Consider the following 15,536-nt stretch of genomic DNA (forward strand, 5'->3'; position numbering starts at 1 on the left):
TTGACCTCAACATTGGTCGAGGTCCTACGGTTCCCTGTTATGAGCATGGAAACCACCGCCTGGACCCAGCTGCACAGCGTCATGAACGCCGAACGGGAACGCCGCCCCTTCAGCCGCGTCACGCTGCGCCGCATCGCCGCCTTCGCCCGCCCGCACCGCCGCCGGATCGCGCTCTTCGTCGTCCTCGGGGTGCTGACCGCGCTGCTCGCCGTCGCCACCCCCGTCCTCGCCGGGCACGTCGTCGACACCATCGTCCGCGGCGGGGACGAGGCCGCCGTCGTCCGGCTCGCCCTGCTGATCGCCCTGATCGCGGTCGCCGAGGCCGCCCTCGGCATCCTGGGGCGACGTCTGTCGGCCCGGCTGGGGGAGGGTCTCATCCTCGATCTGCGGACGGCCGTCTTCGACCACGTCCAGCGCATGCCGGTCGCCTTCTTCACCCGCACCCGCACCGGCGCGCTGGTCTCCCGCCTCAACAGCGACGTGATCGGCGCCCAACGCGCCTTCAGCAACACCCTGTCCGGCGTGGTCAGCAACCTCGTCACCCTGGTCCTCACCCTCGCCGTCATGCTCACCCTGTCCTGGCAGATCACTCTGCTCTCCCTCGTCCTCCTCCCGGTCTTCGTGATCCCGGCGCGGCGCATGGGCCACCGCATGGCCCGGATGCAGCGGGAGGCCGCCACGCTCAACGCGGCCATGGGCACCCGCATGACCGAGCGGTTCTCGGCGCCCGGCGCCACCCTGGTCAAGCTGTTCGGACGCCCGGAACAGGAGTCGGAGGAGTTCGCCGCCCGCGCCCGCCGCGTCGCCGAGATCGGCGTGCGCACGGCCACCGCGCAGTCCGTGTTCATCACCGCGCTCACCCTGGTCTCCGCCCTGGCTCTCGCCCTCGTCTACGGCCTCGGCGGCTGGTTCGCGCTGCGCGGCACCCTGGACGCCGGCGCGGTCGTCTCCCTCGCCCTGCTGCTGACCCGGATGTACGCGCCGCTGACCGCGCTCGCCGGAGCGCGGGTCGAGGTCATGAGCGCGCTCGTCAGCTTCGAGCGCGTCTTCGAGGTCCTCGACCTGCGGCCGCTCATCGAGGAGAAGCCCGACGCCCGGGACGTCCCCGACGGCCCGGTCGCGGTCGAGTTCGACGACGTGCGCTTCGCCTACCCCGCCGCGGACAAGGTCTCCCTCGCCTCCCTGGAGGAGGTCGCGACCCTCGACACCCGCGGCGGCGACGAGGTCCTGCACGGCGTCTCCTTCCGCGCCGAACCCGGCCGGACGGTCGCCCTGGTGGGCTCGTCCGGCGCCGGCAAGTCCACCATCGCCCAGCTCCTGCCCCGTCTGTACGACGTCGACGAGGGCGCCGTACGCATCGGCGGGGTCGACGTGCGCGACCTCAGCGCCACGTCGCTGCGCGCCACACTCGGCATGGTCACCCAGGACGGCCACCTCTTCCACGACACCGTCCGCGCCAACCTGCTGCTGGCCCGCCCCGCCGCGGACGACACCGCGCTGTGGGACGCGCTGAGCCGTGCCCGTCTCGACACCCTCGTCCGCTCCCTGCCCGACGGCCTCGACACCGTCGTCGGCGAGCGCGGCTACAGGCTGTCCGGCGGCGAACGGCAGCGCATGACGATCGCCCGGCTGCTCCTGGCGGGCCAGCGCGTCGTCGTCCTCGACGAGGCCACCGCCCACCTCGACAACACCTCCGAGGCGGCGGTCCAGGAGGCCCTCGCCGAGGCGCTGGAGGGACGCACGGCCCTCGTCATCGCCCACCGGCTGTCCACCGTGCGTACGGCGGACCTCATCCTCGTCGTCGAGGACGGCCGGATCGCCGAACGCGGCACGCACGAGGAGCTGTTGGCGGCCGGCGGGCGTTACGCCGAGCTGTACCGCACCCAGTTCCAGCAACCGCTTTCGGCCAAGGTCGGCGCACACACCCCTCAGGAACCAACAGACATCGACAGCATCATTGCTTCCACGGGGTCCGCGACCTAGGGTGCGTTCGGTTTCCCCACAGCACCACACATGATCTGACGCTCCCTCACCACCGTGCAGCGCCGCACTGTCGTCCAGAGGAAGGCCGCCGTCGATGCCGATCACGCCCCCCACTCCCGCCGGCCCGTCGCCCCTGTCCCGTGTCCCGGTCAGCCGCCGCCGTCTGCTGGAGGGCGGCGCCGCCCTGCTCGGCGCGCTCGCCGTCTCCGGCTCCTCCGCCGCGGCGTACGCGGCCGACGGGGGCGGCGCCGAGGCCGGGCCGCCGGAGTGGAACGGCGCCATGGGCCTCTTCCAGGTCGGCGCCGAGCCCCCGCACACCACGCTCATGCCGTACGGCGACGTCCGGCAGGCCCTCGCGGCCGACCGCACGCGGTCGCCGTACCGCCTGAGCCTGGACGGCACCTGGAAGTTCGCCCACGCCGAGCGGCCCGAGGACCGGGACACCGACTTCCACCGCACCGACCTCGACGACCGCGACTGGGACACGATCCCCGTCCCGTCGGCCTGGCAACTGCACGGCTACGACCGGCCGATCTACGTCAACATCACCTACCCCTGGTGGGGCCCCAACGGCCTCGGCGAGGACGCGCAGCCACCCGCCGCCCCCACCCGCTACAACCCGGTGGGCCAGTACCGGCGCACCTTCACCGTCCCCCGCGACTGGTCGGGACGCCGTACGTTCCTGCACTTCGAGGGCGTGAAGTCGGCCCACTACGTCTGGATCAACGGCAAGCTCGTCGGCTACCACGAGGACTCCTACGACCCCGCCGAATACGACATCACGCCGTATCTGAAGCCGGGGACCAACCAGATCGCCGTCGAGGTCTACCGCTACTCCGACGGCGACTGGCTCGAGGACCAGGACATGATCCGCCTCAGCGGCATCTTCCGGTCCGTGTACCTGTACTCCACCCCGCCCGTCCACCTGCGCGACTTCCGCCTCACGACACCGCTGAGCGACGGCTACAAGGCGGCCGAGCTGTCCGTCACCGCGAGCGTGCGGGACTACGGCGGACAGGGCGCCGGCGAGCACACCGTGGAGACCCAGCTCTACGACGCCGACGGGCACCCGGTGTGGACACGGCCGCTGCGGCAGACCGTCACCCTGGACGCCGGTGGCGAGCAGACAGCGGAGGCGGCGAGGCCCGTACCCCGCCCGCGCCTCTGGTCGGCCGAGGACCCGTACCTCTACACGGCCGTGCTCCGTCTGCGCGACCCCGCGGGCAAGGTCGTCGAGACCCTCTCCCACCGCGTCGGCGTACGGGACTTCGCGTTGAAGGACGGCCTGATGCGCGTCAACGGCAAACCGGTCTCCTTCCGCGGCACCAACCGCCACGAGATGCACCCCGTCCACGGCTCGGCCCTCACCCGCGCCGACATGGTCAGGGACATCGAGATCATCAAGCGCCTGAACATCAACAGCGTCCGCACCTCGCATTACCCCAACAACCCCCAGTGGCTCGAACTCGCCGACGAGTACGGCCTGTACCTCGTCGGCGAGACCAACCTGGAGACCCACGGCATCCGCGACCGGTACCCCGGAGACCACGCCGAGTGGACGACGGCCTGCGTGGCCCGCGCCCGCGCCATGGTCCACCGCGACAAGAACCACGCCTCCGTGGTCATCTGGTCGCTCGGCAACGAGGCCGGCGGCGGCAGCACCTTCCGCGCCATGCACGACTGGATCCGCTCCTACGACCCCACCCGCGTCATCCAGTACGAAGGCGACGACCGGCCCGGCGTCAGCGACATCCGCTCCGCCATGTACGAGAGCCCCGCACGCGTCGAGGCGCGCGCCGCCGACACCGCCGACCGGCGGCCGTACGTGATGATCGAGTACTCGCACGCCATGGGCAATTCCAACGGCAACTTCAAGAAGTACTGGGACGTCGTACGCCGCCACGACGTCCTCCAGGGCGGCTGGATCTGGGACTTCGCCGACCAGGCCCTGAAGTGGCCCACCCCGGCCCGCACCCTGTTCACCGAGTCAGGACCGACGGCCCTGCAGGGCCAACTCATGGCCCCCGCAGGCACGTTCACCCGATCCGAGGGCGTCTCCGGCGGCACCGTCTTCGCCCGCGACACCAGCCTCGACCTCACCGGCTCGCTCACCCTGGAAGCGTGGATCACGCCCCGCCACACCGGCGGCCACCAGCCGGTCATCGCCAAGGGCGACACCCAGTACGCCCTCAAACAGACCGACCGCACCCTGGAGTTCTTCCTCCACGCCGACGGCCAGTGGACCACCGTGAACTGGGCACTCCCCGACGACTGGACCGGCCGCGAGCACCACATCGCGGGTGTCTTCGACGCGGCCGCCGGCACCCTCACCCTGTACGTCGACGGACAGGTCCGTGCCACCCGCACGACGACCCGCCGCCCCGCGAACAACACCGCGCCGCTCTCCCTGTGCACCGACGTCGACAACCCGACCCGCGAGTTCAGCGGCACCGTACGCCGGGCCCGCGTGTACGCCCGCGCCCTCAGCGCCGCCGAACTGGCCGACGGGGGGCGGGGGAGCGGCGACGACGGCGTACGGTTCTGGTTCGACGCGGCCACCGTCCAGGTCACCGAACGCCGGCCCCACGAGAAGACCTTCCTCGCGTACGGCGGTGACTGGGGCGACATCCCCAACGACGGGGCGTTCTCCGGGGACGGCATCGTCACCGCCGACCGGCAGCTGACCGGCAAGTCGGCCGAGGTCAAACAGGTCTACCAGGCCATCGACGCCGTCCCCGCCGACGGAGACACGCTCACCCCCGGCTCGGCGCTCGTCCTCACCAACGAGTACCTGTTCACCAACCTCAGCTCCTTCGAAGGCCGCTGGGAACTGCTGGCCGACGGCGAGACAGTCCAGCACGGCCGCCTGAGCCGGTCCCAACTGGACGTGGCCCCGCTCTCCAGCAAGAGCATCACCGTGCCCTTCGAGGTACCGCGCACCCCGGCCCCCGGCACCGAGTACTTCCTGCGCCTCTCCTTCACGACCCGGGAACGCACGAAATGGGCTGCCCCCGGCTTCGAGATCGCCAAGAAGCAGATCCCGGTCGACGGGGGCGCCCCCGGGGTGACCCCGGTCCCGCTGGCGAAGGTCCCCGCTCTACGCCACACGGAAGACGAGAAGACCATCTCGGCCACGGGCCGGGGCTTCTCACTCACCATCGACAAATCGACCGGCGTCATCACCTCCTACGAGGCGGACGGCGCCCCGCTGATCGTCTCCGGCCCCGCCCCGAACTTCTGGCGCGCCCCCACCGACAACGACCGCGGCAACGGCCAGCACACCCGTAACCAGACCTGGCGCGACGCGGGCGCCCGCCGCGAGGTCACGGAAGTCACCGTGCGCAGGCTGCGCGACCGGGCGGTGCAGATCAAGGTGGCAGGCACCCTGCCCACGACGACGCCCTCGACCTGCACGACCACCTACACGGTCTTCGGCAACGGCGAGATCAAGGTCGACAACACCCTGCACCCGGGCGCGGCCTCCCTGCCGTACCTCCCGGAGGTCGGCACGCTGCTGCTCCTGCCCGCCCGGCTGGAGAAGCTGCGGTACTACGGCCGGGGCCCCGAGGAGAACCACTGGGACCGCAACCACGCCACCGACGTCGGCCTCCACTCGGGCACCGTCTCCGGCCAGGGCACGCCCTATCTGCGCCCCCAGGAGAACGGCAACCGGACCGACGTCCGCTGGATCGCCCTCACCGGCGGCCACGGCCCGGGCCTCCTCGTCACCGGCGAACCCCTCGTCGAGGTCAACGCCTCCCACTTCACCCCCGAGGACCTCTCGACCGGCGCCCGCCACGCCTACCAGCTGACCCCGCGCGACGAGGTCGTCCTGCGCATCGCCCACCACCAGATGGGCGTCGGCGGCGACGACAGCTGGGGCGCGCACACCCACGACGAATACAAGCTGTTCGCCGACCGGGACTACTCCTACACGTACCGCCTGCGCCCGCTGGCGGACGTATCGGAGGCCATGCGCGCAGCGCGCCGGCCGACCGCACTGGAGTGACGGGGCGGGGTGGCCGGCGGCAGACCCCCGCCGGCCACCCGGCTCACTTCAGGTAGGGCCCGTCGACTCCGACCTTGCCCGGGCCGTCGAGGACGTAGACGCGGAGGTTGCCCCTGCCCGGGGCGGGCACCGTGAGGGTGCCGGTGGTCACCGTGCGGGTGTCGCCGGTGATCGCGTCCCGGTAGGTGCCGTTCGGGATGGCGGTGAAGGTGGCGCCGCCCGAGACGGCGACGAGGGCGAAGCTGTCCGTGCCGCCGCTGGTGTACCGGCGTTTGAAGGCCATGTCGCCGCTGATGCCGGCCGTGGAGTACTGGCCCATCTGGAGTGCCGGGACGGCTCGGCGGATCTGGTTGAGTCGCTGTACGTGCTTCACCAGCGGCTGTTGGAGCGTGGTGGCGACAGTTCCGGAGGCGGACTCGATCTGCGAGAAGCCGGAGGCCTTCACCTCTCCGGCGAGGTGGGCGCCGTAGTACGCCCGGCCGGTCGTGGCCAGCGGGCAGCTCGGGCCGCAGTCGATCCTCTTCCCCTTCTGGAACTCGATCTCCGAGCCGTAGTAGAGGGTCGGGATGCCCCGGAAGGTCCACATCAGGGACATGTTCTCGGCCCAGGCGTCGGTGCCGCCCGCGTAGCGCTCGCTGCTCTTGTCGGGCCCGTAGTCGTGGCTGTCGACGTAGACGACGTTGTACGTGGCGTCGTCGTAACTGTCGTCGGAGTCCTTGCCGTTGTGGAAGGCGTTGCTCGCGTCGCCGAAGTTCATGTGCATCCGCATGTCGATGACGTTCATGCCGGAGGCGCGGCTGTGGTCGGGGGCGTGGTAGCTGTTGCCGTCCAGGAACGCGTTCCTGGACGTGGGCTGGTTGCCCGTGCCCTGCTGCTGTTCGTAGTCGTACATCTCCAGCGCCGCCTTCGCGTCGTCGGCGCTGTAATCCCTGCGCTCCTTCCACGTGTAGAACTGCGCGGAGTGGTTGACCGAGCCCCGGTTCCACTTGTCGTTCACGAAGGCGGCGACCTCGCCGAAGACGAAGAAATTGCGGGCGGCTTCGGCGCCGTGACGTTGAGCGACCCGTTCCTGGACGGCGGGCAGGAAGCGGCGGTTCCAGGTGGTGCGCGGGATGTGTACGGCGGTGTCGACACGGAAGCCGTCGACGCCCATGTCGATGTACTTGTCGTAGGCACCGATGAGGTAGTTCTGCACCTGCGCGTTCTCGGTGTTGAAGTCGGCCAGGTCCTCGTGCAGCCAGCACGAACGGGAGTCCTCGCCCTCCCAGTTGCCGATCCAGCACTGGTGGTAGAGCGCCTTGGGGAACATGCCGGACGTCGGGCTCGGCCACTGGCAGTTGTAGAGCGTGTAGCCCTCGGGGCTCTTTCCGCCCGTGGGGACGCCCCAGTTGAGGCACGTGTTGCCGGACGGCTCGGCCGTCGACCACAGGTCGCCGTTGTAGTACGACTTGCCGCTCTTGGGCTCGACGGTGAGCCCGTCGTACTCGAACCCGGCCTGCTTCTCGTCGTAGTACCAGCTCCACTGCGCGTCGCGCACCCCGTACACGGTCGGGGTGAACAGGCCCTTGGCGCCCCAGCGGGAGGAATGGTTGTAGACGACGTCCTGGTAGATCTTCATGCCCTTGGCGTGGGCCGCGTCGATGAGGTCCTGGTACGAGGCCCCGGCGGACTCAAGGCGCGGGTCGACCTTGTAGAAGTCCCAGCCGTGGTAGCCGTGGTAGTCGTAGTCGGAGCGGTTGAGGACGACCGGGGTGATCCAGACGGCGGAGAAGCCGAGCCCCTTGATGTAGTCGAGCTTGTCGACCAGCCCCTTGAAGTCACCCCGGAACATCGGGTCGTCGTCGGCCGCGTTGCCGGACTTCTCGTGCTGGCTGCCGCCCCGGTTGTTGGCGGGGTCGCCGTCGTTGAAGCGGGCGGTGAGGACGAAGTAGATGGGGTCCTTGCGCGGGTCGGTGCCGAGGGGCGTACCGGTCGCGGGAGTTGAAGGCTCGGTGCCGGTGGTGGCCGTCGCGGCTGGCGAGGCCGCGGAGACGTTCCCGGCGGCATCCACGGCCCGGACGGTGTAGGAGTAGGCGGTGTTCTCCTCGAGGCCGGTGTCGGAGAAGACGGTGGAACCGACGTCGGACACGACCTCGCCCCGGGTGCCGCCGGTACGGGTGACCTGGTACCCGGTGACTCCCGTGTCGTCGGTGGACGGCTCCCAGGTGAGGACGACGGAGACGCCGTCGGCACGGGCGGTCACTCCGGTGGGCGCGGTCGGGGCCTGTGTATCGGGCGCCTCGTCGGCACAGGGGTCGTCCGCGTCCGGGGTGACCTTGTTCTCGGCGACCGTGGTGACACCGGTGGGCAGGGTGTAGTCGGCGCCGCCATTGTTGTCCCACACGCCATTGCCGTTGTTGAACGCCGCCTTCATGGAGGTGGCCGTCCCGAGGTCGACGTCCTTCCGCCACCAGCCCGCGCACGCGGCCTGCATACCGGCGCCGGGGACCGTCGTCCATGAGCCGCCGGACGGCTGGTGGTGGAGGTTGGCGGTGGTCCAGCCGAGGGTGCGGGTGGAGTAGTAGACGGTCGCCTCGTTGCCGTCACCCGGCTCCCCACCGCCGGCGCAGGGGTCGGAGTGGGCGATCACACCGTCCTTGACGGTGATGTTCCCCGTGCCGAGGGCGTAGTTCCGGCCGGCGTTGTTGTCCCAGGTGCCGGAGCCGTCGTTGAAGGTGGCCTGCAGCCCGGTGGCCGCACCGAGATCGACGGTCAGCTTCACCCAGTCCGCGCAGGCGGCCTCCATACGGGTGCCGGGCACGGTCGTCCAGGAACCGCCGTCGGGGGCGTAGTGGAGGTAGGTCGTGGACCAGTCGCGGGTCTTGGTGGAGTAAAAGACGGTGGCGGTGTTGCCGGCGGTGGCCGTCTCCGTGAGGGCCGTGACCGCCGGTTCAGGGGTGACGGCGGCCAGGGCGAGGAGTCCCGCCGACAGGGCGCCGGCGGTCCAGCCGCGGACGCGCGGCCGGTGACGTCGTCTCATGTGCGTCTCCAGTGAGGTCAGGGGAGCGTGACCGCTCCTCGTGGACGCACACCGCAGACCCGACGCGCCTCGGGATCCCGATGCATGGGTACCTGCAGATGCCGTGAGACTTCTGAAAGCTTCAGCAACGTCTTGCAGGCGCTGGGAGGTTACCTGCGCATGACCTCACCGTAAAGGGATCCGGCACATGGACCTTGACCCGTCGAGGTCATCGACGGGTCAACCGGTCCGGCGGGCCGGGCGCGTAAGGGTACGGAGGCGCCCCGTCCCTCCGGCCCGCCGGACCGGAAGTGCCGTTGAACGTAGCATCGTTGCAAGATGGATGAAAGAACTTGCGCCGTGTGAACGGGAGTTGAGCGGCGTGGCGACTCGTGCCTGGCGCGGGGTCGCCGCCCCGAAAACCTGTCGAGTACGTCAGGGGGAGGCGCCTACCCTGACGGCATGTCCCACGGCAAAACCGCGTTCGTCTGCCTCCCCTGCAGGGCCTCGTACAAGCAGCCCTACGACCGGGACCGGCCCCAGCGGATCTGCCCGCGCTGCGCCCGGCCGCTGATCCACGCGGGATCGGCCTTCGCCCCGCCGCCGCGCCGCGACCGTGACGCGTGGCGCGTGCTCAGCGTTCTGCTGCACGCGGGCGTCGGCTTCCACAAGAGCTGCTGCGGCGGGCCGGGGTACCGGCCGCGCACCCTGCGGGAGGTACGTGAACGGCTGACGTACGCCCGCCGCACGGGCGAGCCCTTCGCACGGGCGCTCGCGGGCTAGGGGTGTGCCATGGCGGAAGCCGTGAGCGGCCTAGTGGTCACGGGAGGCCGGGGCCAGGAAGCCCGGCGCGCTTCCGTACCTGCTTCCCGATAACGCGCCGCCACCCGCCCGCCCGACCCCCGGCGCAGGTCCAGCTCCGCCGTCGCCAGGCGCGTCACCGCCTCCGGGCCAGGTCGGAGGGGCGGGCGAGATCCGCCACCAGGGTCTCGACGCCCGTCGCGCGCGCCGCACGCAGTACCTGGGTCGGAGACTCCAGGCGCTCGGCCCGCCGGGCGACCAGGACCACCTTCCGGCCGCGTCCGGCCAGCCGGGTCGCGTACTCCCATCCGATGCCGGAGGAGGCCCCCGTCGCGAGGGCCGTGCCGGGGGCGTCGTGCGAGGTCATGCGTGTGTTCCCTCCGCCGTCGGGGGGCAGGCCGACGGGTTCCCGGGCGGGGCGCCCGCCGGCGCCGGGCGACCCGGCGGGTCGGAGGTGAAACGTGGCGGCGCACTGCCCGGACGGCCGCCGGACCAGGTCACCGGGCGGACGCAGCCCCGAGCCGGCCCGGGGTGCCGCACCGCTCGTACGTCTTCGCGGTGATGCGCGGGCTCGTCGGCGGCCGCTACGGGGGCCCGGTGGCCTGAACGCTCCTGCTATGTGGCCGGAATGACGGGGCATGGCCTCGTCCGGCCGGGCGAGCGCACCTCGGGGTGTCCCGGCATGACAAGCTGGGCTCGCCCGTCCCCCGAACCCAGGAGGTCACCATGACCGCAGAGCAGCCCGCCACGGAAGGTTCGGAACCGGCCGACGCCGAGAAGTCCTCCCTGACGCCGGACGCCGACGGCGCCTACGACCTGAAGGCCAAGTTCCGCGAAGCCCTCGCCCGCCGGCGCGGCGCGCAGGCGGAGGCGGCCGAGGTCGCCGGCCACCCGAACGCGTCGAAGGTGCGCGGCGCTCACGGCCCGGCCGCGAGCCAGCGGTCGTTCCGCCGGAAGAGCGGCGGCTGATCCCGCCGAAGAGAAGAAGGGGGGCGCCGGCCCGTGGCCGGCGCCCCCTTCTTCTCTTCGGACTCGCTGTCCGTCCGATCAGTGCTTGGCCGCGACGCCGGCGACGGAGACGTCGGGCGCGTCGGTCTCGGGCGCGTCCGGGTCCGGGCGCCAGAAGGCCGTGGCGACGACCCCTGGCTCGACCAGGTCCAGGCCGTCGAAGTAGGAGGCGATCTCCTGCGGCGACCGGAGGTGGTAGGTGTTCGCCGACTGGTGGTTGTACGCCGCGACCGCCGTGTTCAGCGCCTCGTTGGTGTTCGTGCCGTCGCTCAGCGCCAGCCAGCTGCCCGCGGGCAGCCCCGCCAGCAGGGCGCTCACCAGGTCGCCCGGCCGGTCGTCGTCCGAGATCTGCCCCATGATGCCCAGCAGGGTGAGGGCGACCGGGCGGCTGAAGTCGAGCGTCTTGGCAGCCTGGGCCAGGATCCGCTCGGGGTCGCGGACGTCCGCGTCGACGTAGGCGCAGGCCCCCTCCTCGCTGCTGGTGAGCAGCGCCTCGGCGTGCACCAGGACGAGCGGGTCGTTGTCCACGTAGACGATGCGGCTCTCGGGCGCGATGCGCTGGGCCAGCTCGTGCGTGTTGTCCGCGGTGGGCAGGCCCCTCCCGATGTCCAGGAACTGCCGGACGCCGGCCTCCCGCACCAGGAAGCGCACGGCCCGCGCGAGGAACCGCCGCTGCAGCCGGGCGACGGCGGCGAATTCCGGGAACGTCGACAGGATGACGTCCCCGACCTCGCTGTCGACGGGGTAGTTGTCCTTGCCGCCGAGCAGGTAGTTCCACACCCGCGCCGAGTGCGGGCGATCGGTCTGCAGCCTGGCCACGATGTCGGCAGGCGAAGATTCCGAGGATTCCATGGGGGCAGCTTCACACACCGTGGTGATCGAAGTGATCAAGTACGGGAATTCGCGGCGGACTTCATTGTGCTCCTCCCTCCCGGGGGGGGGCCGAGGTGGCGGCCGAGATCGCGCACGACATCGCCACACGGTCACGGAGCGCACGCTGGACCTGGTCCGCCGCTGCCTCGTTCCACAGGACGGTGCGGCGGGCCCGGCCTGACACCGGACCCGCCGCACCGCCTCCCCTCGGAGAAGGCCTTCTCAGCGCTGCAAGGTCAGCAGACCCGGGCGGTAGGGCAGCAGGCCGTAGTCACCTCCGGAGTTCGGGCTGCGGCCCTGGTAGAGCAGCTGCAGATGGCAGGGGTCGACGGTCATCGTCTGGTCGGCGCTGGTGCGCAGCAGCTCGCCGTGGCTGATGTCGTTCGTCCAGGTGGCGCCGCTGTTGGCCTTGCCGGCGAAGGGGTTGCTCTCGGAGGCGGCCTGCGGGGTCCAGGAGCCGCTGAGACTGGTGGCGGTGAAGGACCGGAAGTACCGGCCCTGTGAGCCGATCGCCTCGACGATCATGAGGTAGCGGTTCTGGCCCTGGAGCTTGTAGACCTGCGGCGCCTCGAACAGGTTGTTCGTCGTGTCGCTCATGACCACGGTCGAGGTCGAGCCGAAGCTGCCGGGGAAGTTCCCGATCGGCATGCTCGCCCGGTAGATCTTGCCGTTGTCCCCGGCGAAGAACAGGTACATGTTCGTGCCGTCACCGATGAGCGTCTGGTCGATGGGTCCCGTGCCGGAGCCGGAGATGCTTCCGGAGAAGAGCACCTGCTCGGACGACCAGCCGTTGGGGTTGGTCGGGTCCGTCGACGTCCGGTAGGAGAAGGCGGTGCCGCCCCACTGGTACGCCAGCACCCAGATGTTCTTCGGCGCGAAGTAGAAGAGGCTGGGGGCGACCGTGGAGCTGTTCATCGCGTTCTGGCTCGCCGAGCCCATCTCCGACCAGGCCCCGAACAGACCGAAGTTCATCGAACCCCAGCGGGTCCCGGTGTCGTGCGTGGTCGCGTAGACGAGCTGCTTGCCGTTGTAGGGGGCGACGGTGAAGTCCTTCAGCGAGACCCATCCCTGCCGGGGCTGGGCCAGTGCGCCGGTCGAGTTCCAGCGGTAACTCGACGGCAGGTCGCAGGAATCGGGATCGCCGGGATCCCCGCCGTCCGAGCCGACCTTGACGAGCTGCCACTGCTGGTTGGTCCCGCCCCAGTCGTCGTACTGGACGATGTTCGCGCCGTCGGCGGTGGAGGCGCCCTGGACCTCGAGTGCCTTGCCGCTGTGGCGCGAGACGAGGCGTACGTACCCGTCCGAGCTGTCGGCCAGCCGCCACTGCTGGTTGGCGGCGTTCTGGTCGGACCACTGGACGATCGAACCGCCGTTCGCGGTCGACCAGTTGTAGACGTCCAGCACCTTGCCGGAGTGGCGTGACGCGATCCGGTAGGAGCCGTTGCCTGAGTCGATGAACCGCCACTGCTGCTGGTTCTGGTCGTTCCTCGACCACTGGGTGATCCGGGCGCCGTCGTTCGTGGCCAGGTTGTACACGTCGAGGGCCTTGCCGCTGTTGCGGTTGACCAGGACGTACCAGGCGTTCGTGTCGACGGTCGCCGCCGCGGCCGGCTCGGCGCCGAGGAACGCCGTCAGCAGCAACAAGGGCGCCAGGACGCCGAGCAGGCGTCTCGGGCGCACCGCGGGCAGGATGCGTGACCACATCGGAGAGCCTCCTTGAGGGGGGAAGTGTGGGTGCCGCCGACGAACCGCCGAGCCATGGTGCGGGAGCGCGCAAACGATTCGAAAGTTTCGAACGCTCCCAGGATCTCCGGCGCCACAAGCTAGGAATACGACGCTCCGCGGTCAAGGTGTTTCGCCGATCTGGCTGCAAAACGCTGTCGCGTTCGTGGGTCTGACGGTGTGGGGGTGACCGTGCTCGGAGGCGTCCCTCAGGGCGCCGGATCACCCGTGCGGGAGCGGGAGTTGGGTGCTCTGGCCAGGAGGTATGGGAGTCCGGTCGCGACCCGGCGCCCAGGGGGCGGGGGCTGTCCGCCGCGCGTGCGAAAGGGCGATAGTCGACGGAAAGTCAGGGGCGAAACTTTCGCTCGACAGTCGGAAAAAATCCATGCCGTATGGGTTGACGACTCCCTGTCAAGCCCCCAATGATCTGTCTGGGCAACCGGCCGAGGAGCGAAATGTCGAACACCTCGGTTCCCGAAGTCCGAGCCGCACCACCGGATCCCCGCATCACCCGCCGTGGACCGCCCCGCCGACCGGCCCAGGCCGCTGCGCTCCCCCCAGCACGTCCGTTCCTCGGTTTCCCCTGCTCTTCGGTCGTTCCGTGAGAACCGCTAAGGAGGCACCCCCATGGGCATCCAAGCCCTTCCCAGAGCCGCCGTCCGTCAGAAGCTCCGAACCCCGCTGCTGGCGCTGGCCGCCGGCGTCCTCGGGCTGACGGCCGCACTCGTCCCGCCCACGAACGCGGACGCGGCCGAGAGCACCCTCGGTGCCGCGGCGGCACAGAGCGGCCGCTACTTCGGCGTCGCCATCGCCTCGGGCAAGCTCGGCGACTCGACGTACACCTCGATCGCGAACCGCGAGTTCAACTCGGTGACCGCCGAGAACGAGATGAAGATCGACGCCACCGAGCCGAACCGGGGCCAGTTCAACTTCAGTTCGGCCGACCGCGTCTACAACTGGGCCGTGCAGAACGGCAAGGAGGTCCGCGGACACACCCTCGCCTGGCACTCCCAGCAGCCCGGCTGGATGCAGAGCCTCAGCGGCAGCTCGCTGCGCCAGGCCATGATCGACCACATCAACGGCGTGATGGCGCACTACAAGGGCAAGATCGCCCAGTGGGACGTCGTGAACGAGGCGTTCGCCGACGGAAGTTCGGGTGCCCGCCGCGACTCCAACCTCCAGCGCACCGGCAACGACTGGATCGAGGTCGCCTTCCGCACCGCGCGCGCCGCCGACCCGTCCGCCAAGCTCTGCTACAACGACTACAACGTCGAGAACTGGAACTGGGCGAAGACCCAGGCCATGTACAACATGGTCAAGGACTTCAAGTCGCGCGGCGTGCCGATCGACTGCGTCGGCTTCCAGTCGCACTTCAACAGCGGCAGCCCGTACGACAGCAACTTCCGCACCACGCTGCAGAACTTCGCGGCCCTCGGCGTCGACGTCGCCGTCACCGAGCTCGACATCCAGGGCGCCTCGTCCTCGACGTACGCCGCCGTGGTCAACGACTGCCTGGCCGTCTCGCGCTGCCTCGGCGTGACCGTCTGGGGCGTGCGCGACAGCGACTCCTGGCGCGCCAGTGACACGCCGCTGCTGTTCAACAACGACGGCAGCAAGAAGGCCGCGTACTCCGCCGTCCTGAACGCGCTCAACGGCGGCACCACCACGCCCCCGCCGACCGGTGACGGCGGCCAGATCAAGGGCGTCGCCTCGGGCCGCTGCCTGGACGTCCCCAACGCCTCCACCACCGACGGCACAGGCGTCCAGCTGTACGACTGCCACTCCAACAGCAACCAGCAGTGGGCCGTGACCGACTCCGGTGAGATCCGGGTCTACGGCAACAAGTGCCTGGACGCCGCCGGCACCGGCAACGGCGCCTCGGTCCAGATCTACAGCTGCTGGGGCGGCGACAACCAGAAGTGGCGGCTGAACTCCGACGGTTCGATCGTCGGCGTCCAGTCGGGCCGCTGCCTGGACGCGGCCGGCAGCGGCAACGGCGCCAGGATCCAGCTCTACGCCTGCTCGGGCGGCTCCAACCAGCGCTGGACCCGCACCTGACACACGGGCCTTCAGCCACATGGCCCGGGGCCGCCGTCGTGAGGGCGGCGGCCCGTCCAGGGGTCCGGTCGGCCGGCACAAAGC

9 protein-coding genes are annotated in these 15,536 nt (G+C 70.4%); 5 read left to right on the forward strand and 4 right to left on the reverse strand.

Going from position 1 to position 15,536, the window contains the following annotated elements; translation table 11 throughout:
* Nucleotides 1-45: 45 nt before the first annotated feature.
* Both DC008_RS30315 and DC008_RS30320 read left to right on the forward strand, forming a co-directional pair.
* Nucleotides 46-1,983, forward strand: a complete 1,938-nt coding sequence (locus DC008_RS30315) for an ABC transporter ATP-binding protein (protein WP_167457960.1) — start codon at nt 46-48, stop codon at nt 1,981-1,983.
* Between the two features lie 94 nt (nt 1,984-2,077).
* Nucleotides 2,078-5,992 (forward strand): glycoside hydrolase family 2 TIM barrel-domain containing protein, encoded by a 3,915-nt coding sequence (locus DC008_RS30320; protein WP_108709702.1) that lies wholly within the window; start codon nt 2,078-2,080, stop codon nt 5,990-5,992.
* Nucleotides 5,993-6,035: 43 nt separating this feature from the next.
* Here DC008_RS30320 and DC008_RS30325 read toward each other — a convergent pair whose 3' ends face one another.
* Nucleotides 6,036-9,011 (reverse strand): carbohydrate binding domain-containing protein, encoded by a 2,976-nt coding sequence (locus DC008_RS30325; protein WP_108709703.1) that lies wholly within the window; start codon nt 9,009-9,011, stop codon nt 6,036-6,038.
* Nucleotides 9,012-9,452: 441 nt separating this feature from the next.
* On the opposite strand from DC008_RS30325, the gene DC008_RS30330 reads away from it, so the two are divergent.
* Complete coding sequence (locus tag DC008_RS30330; RefSeq protein ID WP_108709704.1) at nt 9,453-9,773, forward strand: deoxyxylulose-5-phosphate synthase; 321 nt, start codon at nt 9,453-9,455, stop codon at nt 9,771-9,773.
* Between the two features lie 154 nt (nt 9,774-9,927).
* Here the strand turns inward: DC008_RS30330 and DC008_RS30335 are convergent, their stop codons facing one another.
* Nucleotides 9,928-10,158 carry an SDR family NAD(P)-dependent oxidoreductase gene (locus tag DC008_RS30335; protein WP_108709705.1) on the reverse strand — a complete coding sequence of 77 codons (231 nt, stop codon included), beginning with the start codon at nt 10,156-10,158 and terminating at the stop codon, nt 9,928-9,930.
* Between the two features lie 359 nt (nt 10,159-10,517).
* Here DC008_RS30335 and DC008_RS30340 point away from each other — a divergent pair, with 359 nt between their 5' ends.
* Complete coding sequence (locus tag DC008_RS30340) at nt 10,518-10,760, forward strand: DUF5302 domain-containing protein (protein ID WP_108709706.1); 243 nt, start codon at nt 10,518-10,520, stop codon at nt 10,758-10,760.
* Nucleotides 10,761-10,838: 78 nt separating this feature from the next.
* Here the strand turns inward: DC008_RS30340 and DC008_RS30345 are convergent, their stop codons facing one another.
* Nucleotides 10,839-11,651, reverse strand: coding sequence for an SAM-dependent methyltransferase (locus DC008_RS30345; RefSeq protein ID WP_108709707.1), 813 nt, complete (start codon nt 11,649-11,651; stop codon nt 10,839-10,841).
* Between the two features lie 243 nt (nt 11,652-11,894).
* Nucleotides 11,895-13,376 carry a non-reducing end alpha-L-arabinofuranosidase family hydrolase gene (locus DC008_RS30350; protein WP_108709708.1) on the reverse strand — a complete coding sequence of 494 codons (1,482 nt, stop codon included), beginning with the start codon at nt 13,374-13,376 and terminating at the stop codon, nt 11,895-11,897.
* Between the two features lie 645 nt (nt 13,377-14,021).
* Between DC008_RS30350 and DC008_RS30355 the strand changes: the two genes are divergently transcribed.
* Nucleotides 14,022-15,452 (forward strand): endo-1,4-beta-xylanase, encoded by a 1,431-nt coding sequence (locus DC008_RS30355; protein WP_108709709.1) that lies wholly within the window; start codon nt 14,022-14,024, stop codon nt 15,450-15,452.
* The last annotated feature ends 84 nt before the right edge of the window (nt 15,453-15,536 follow it).

It is taken from the genome of Streptomyces nigra (genome assembly GCF_003074055.1).
GTDB classification, from domain to species: Bacteria; Actinomycetota; Actinomycetes; order Streptomycetales; family Streptomycetaceae; genus Streptomyces; species Streptomyces nigra.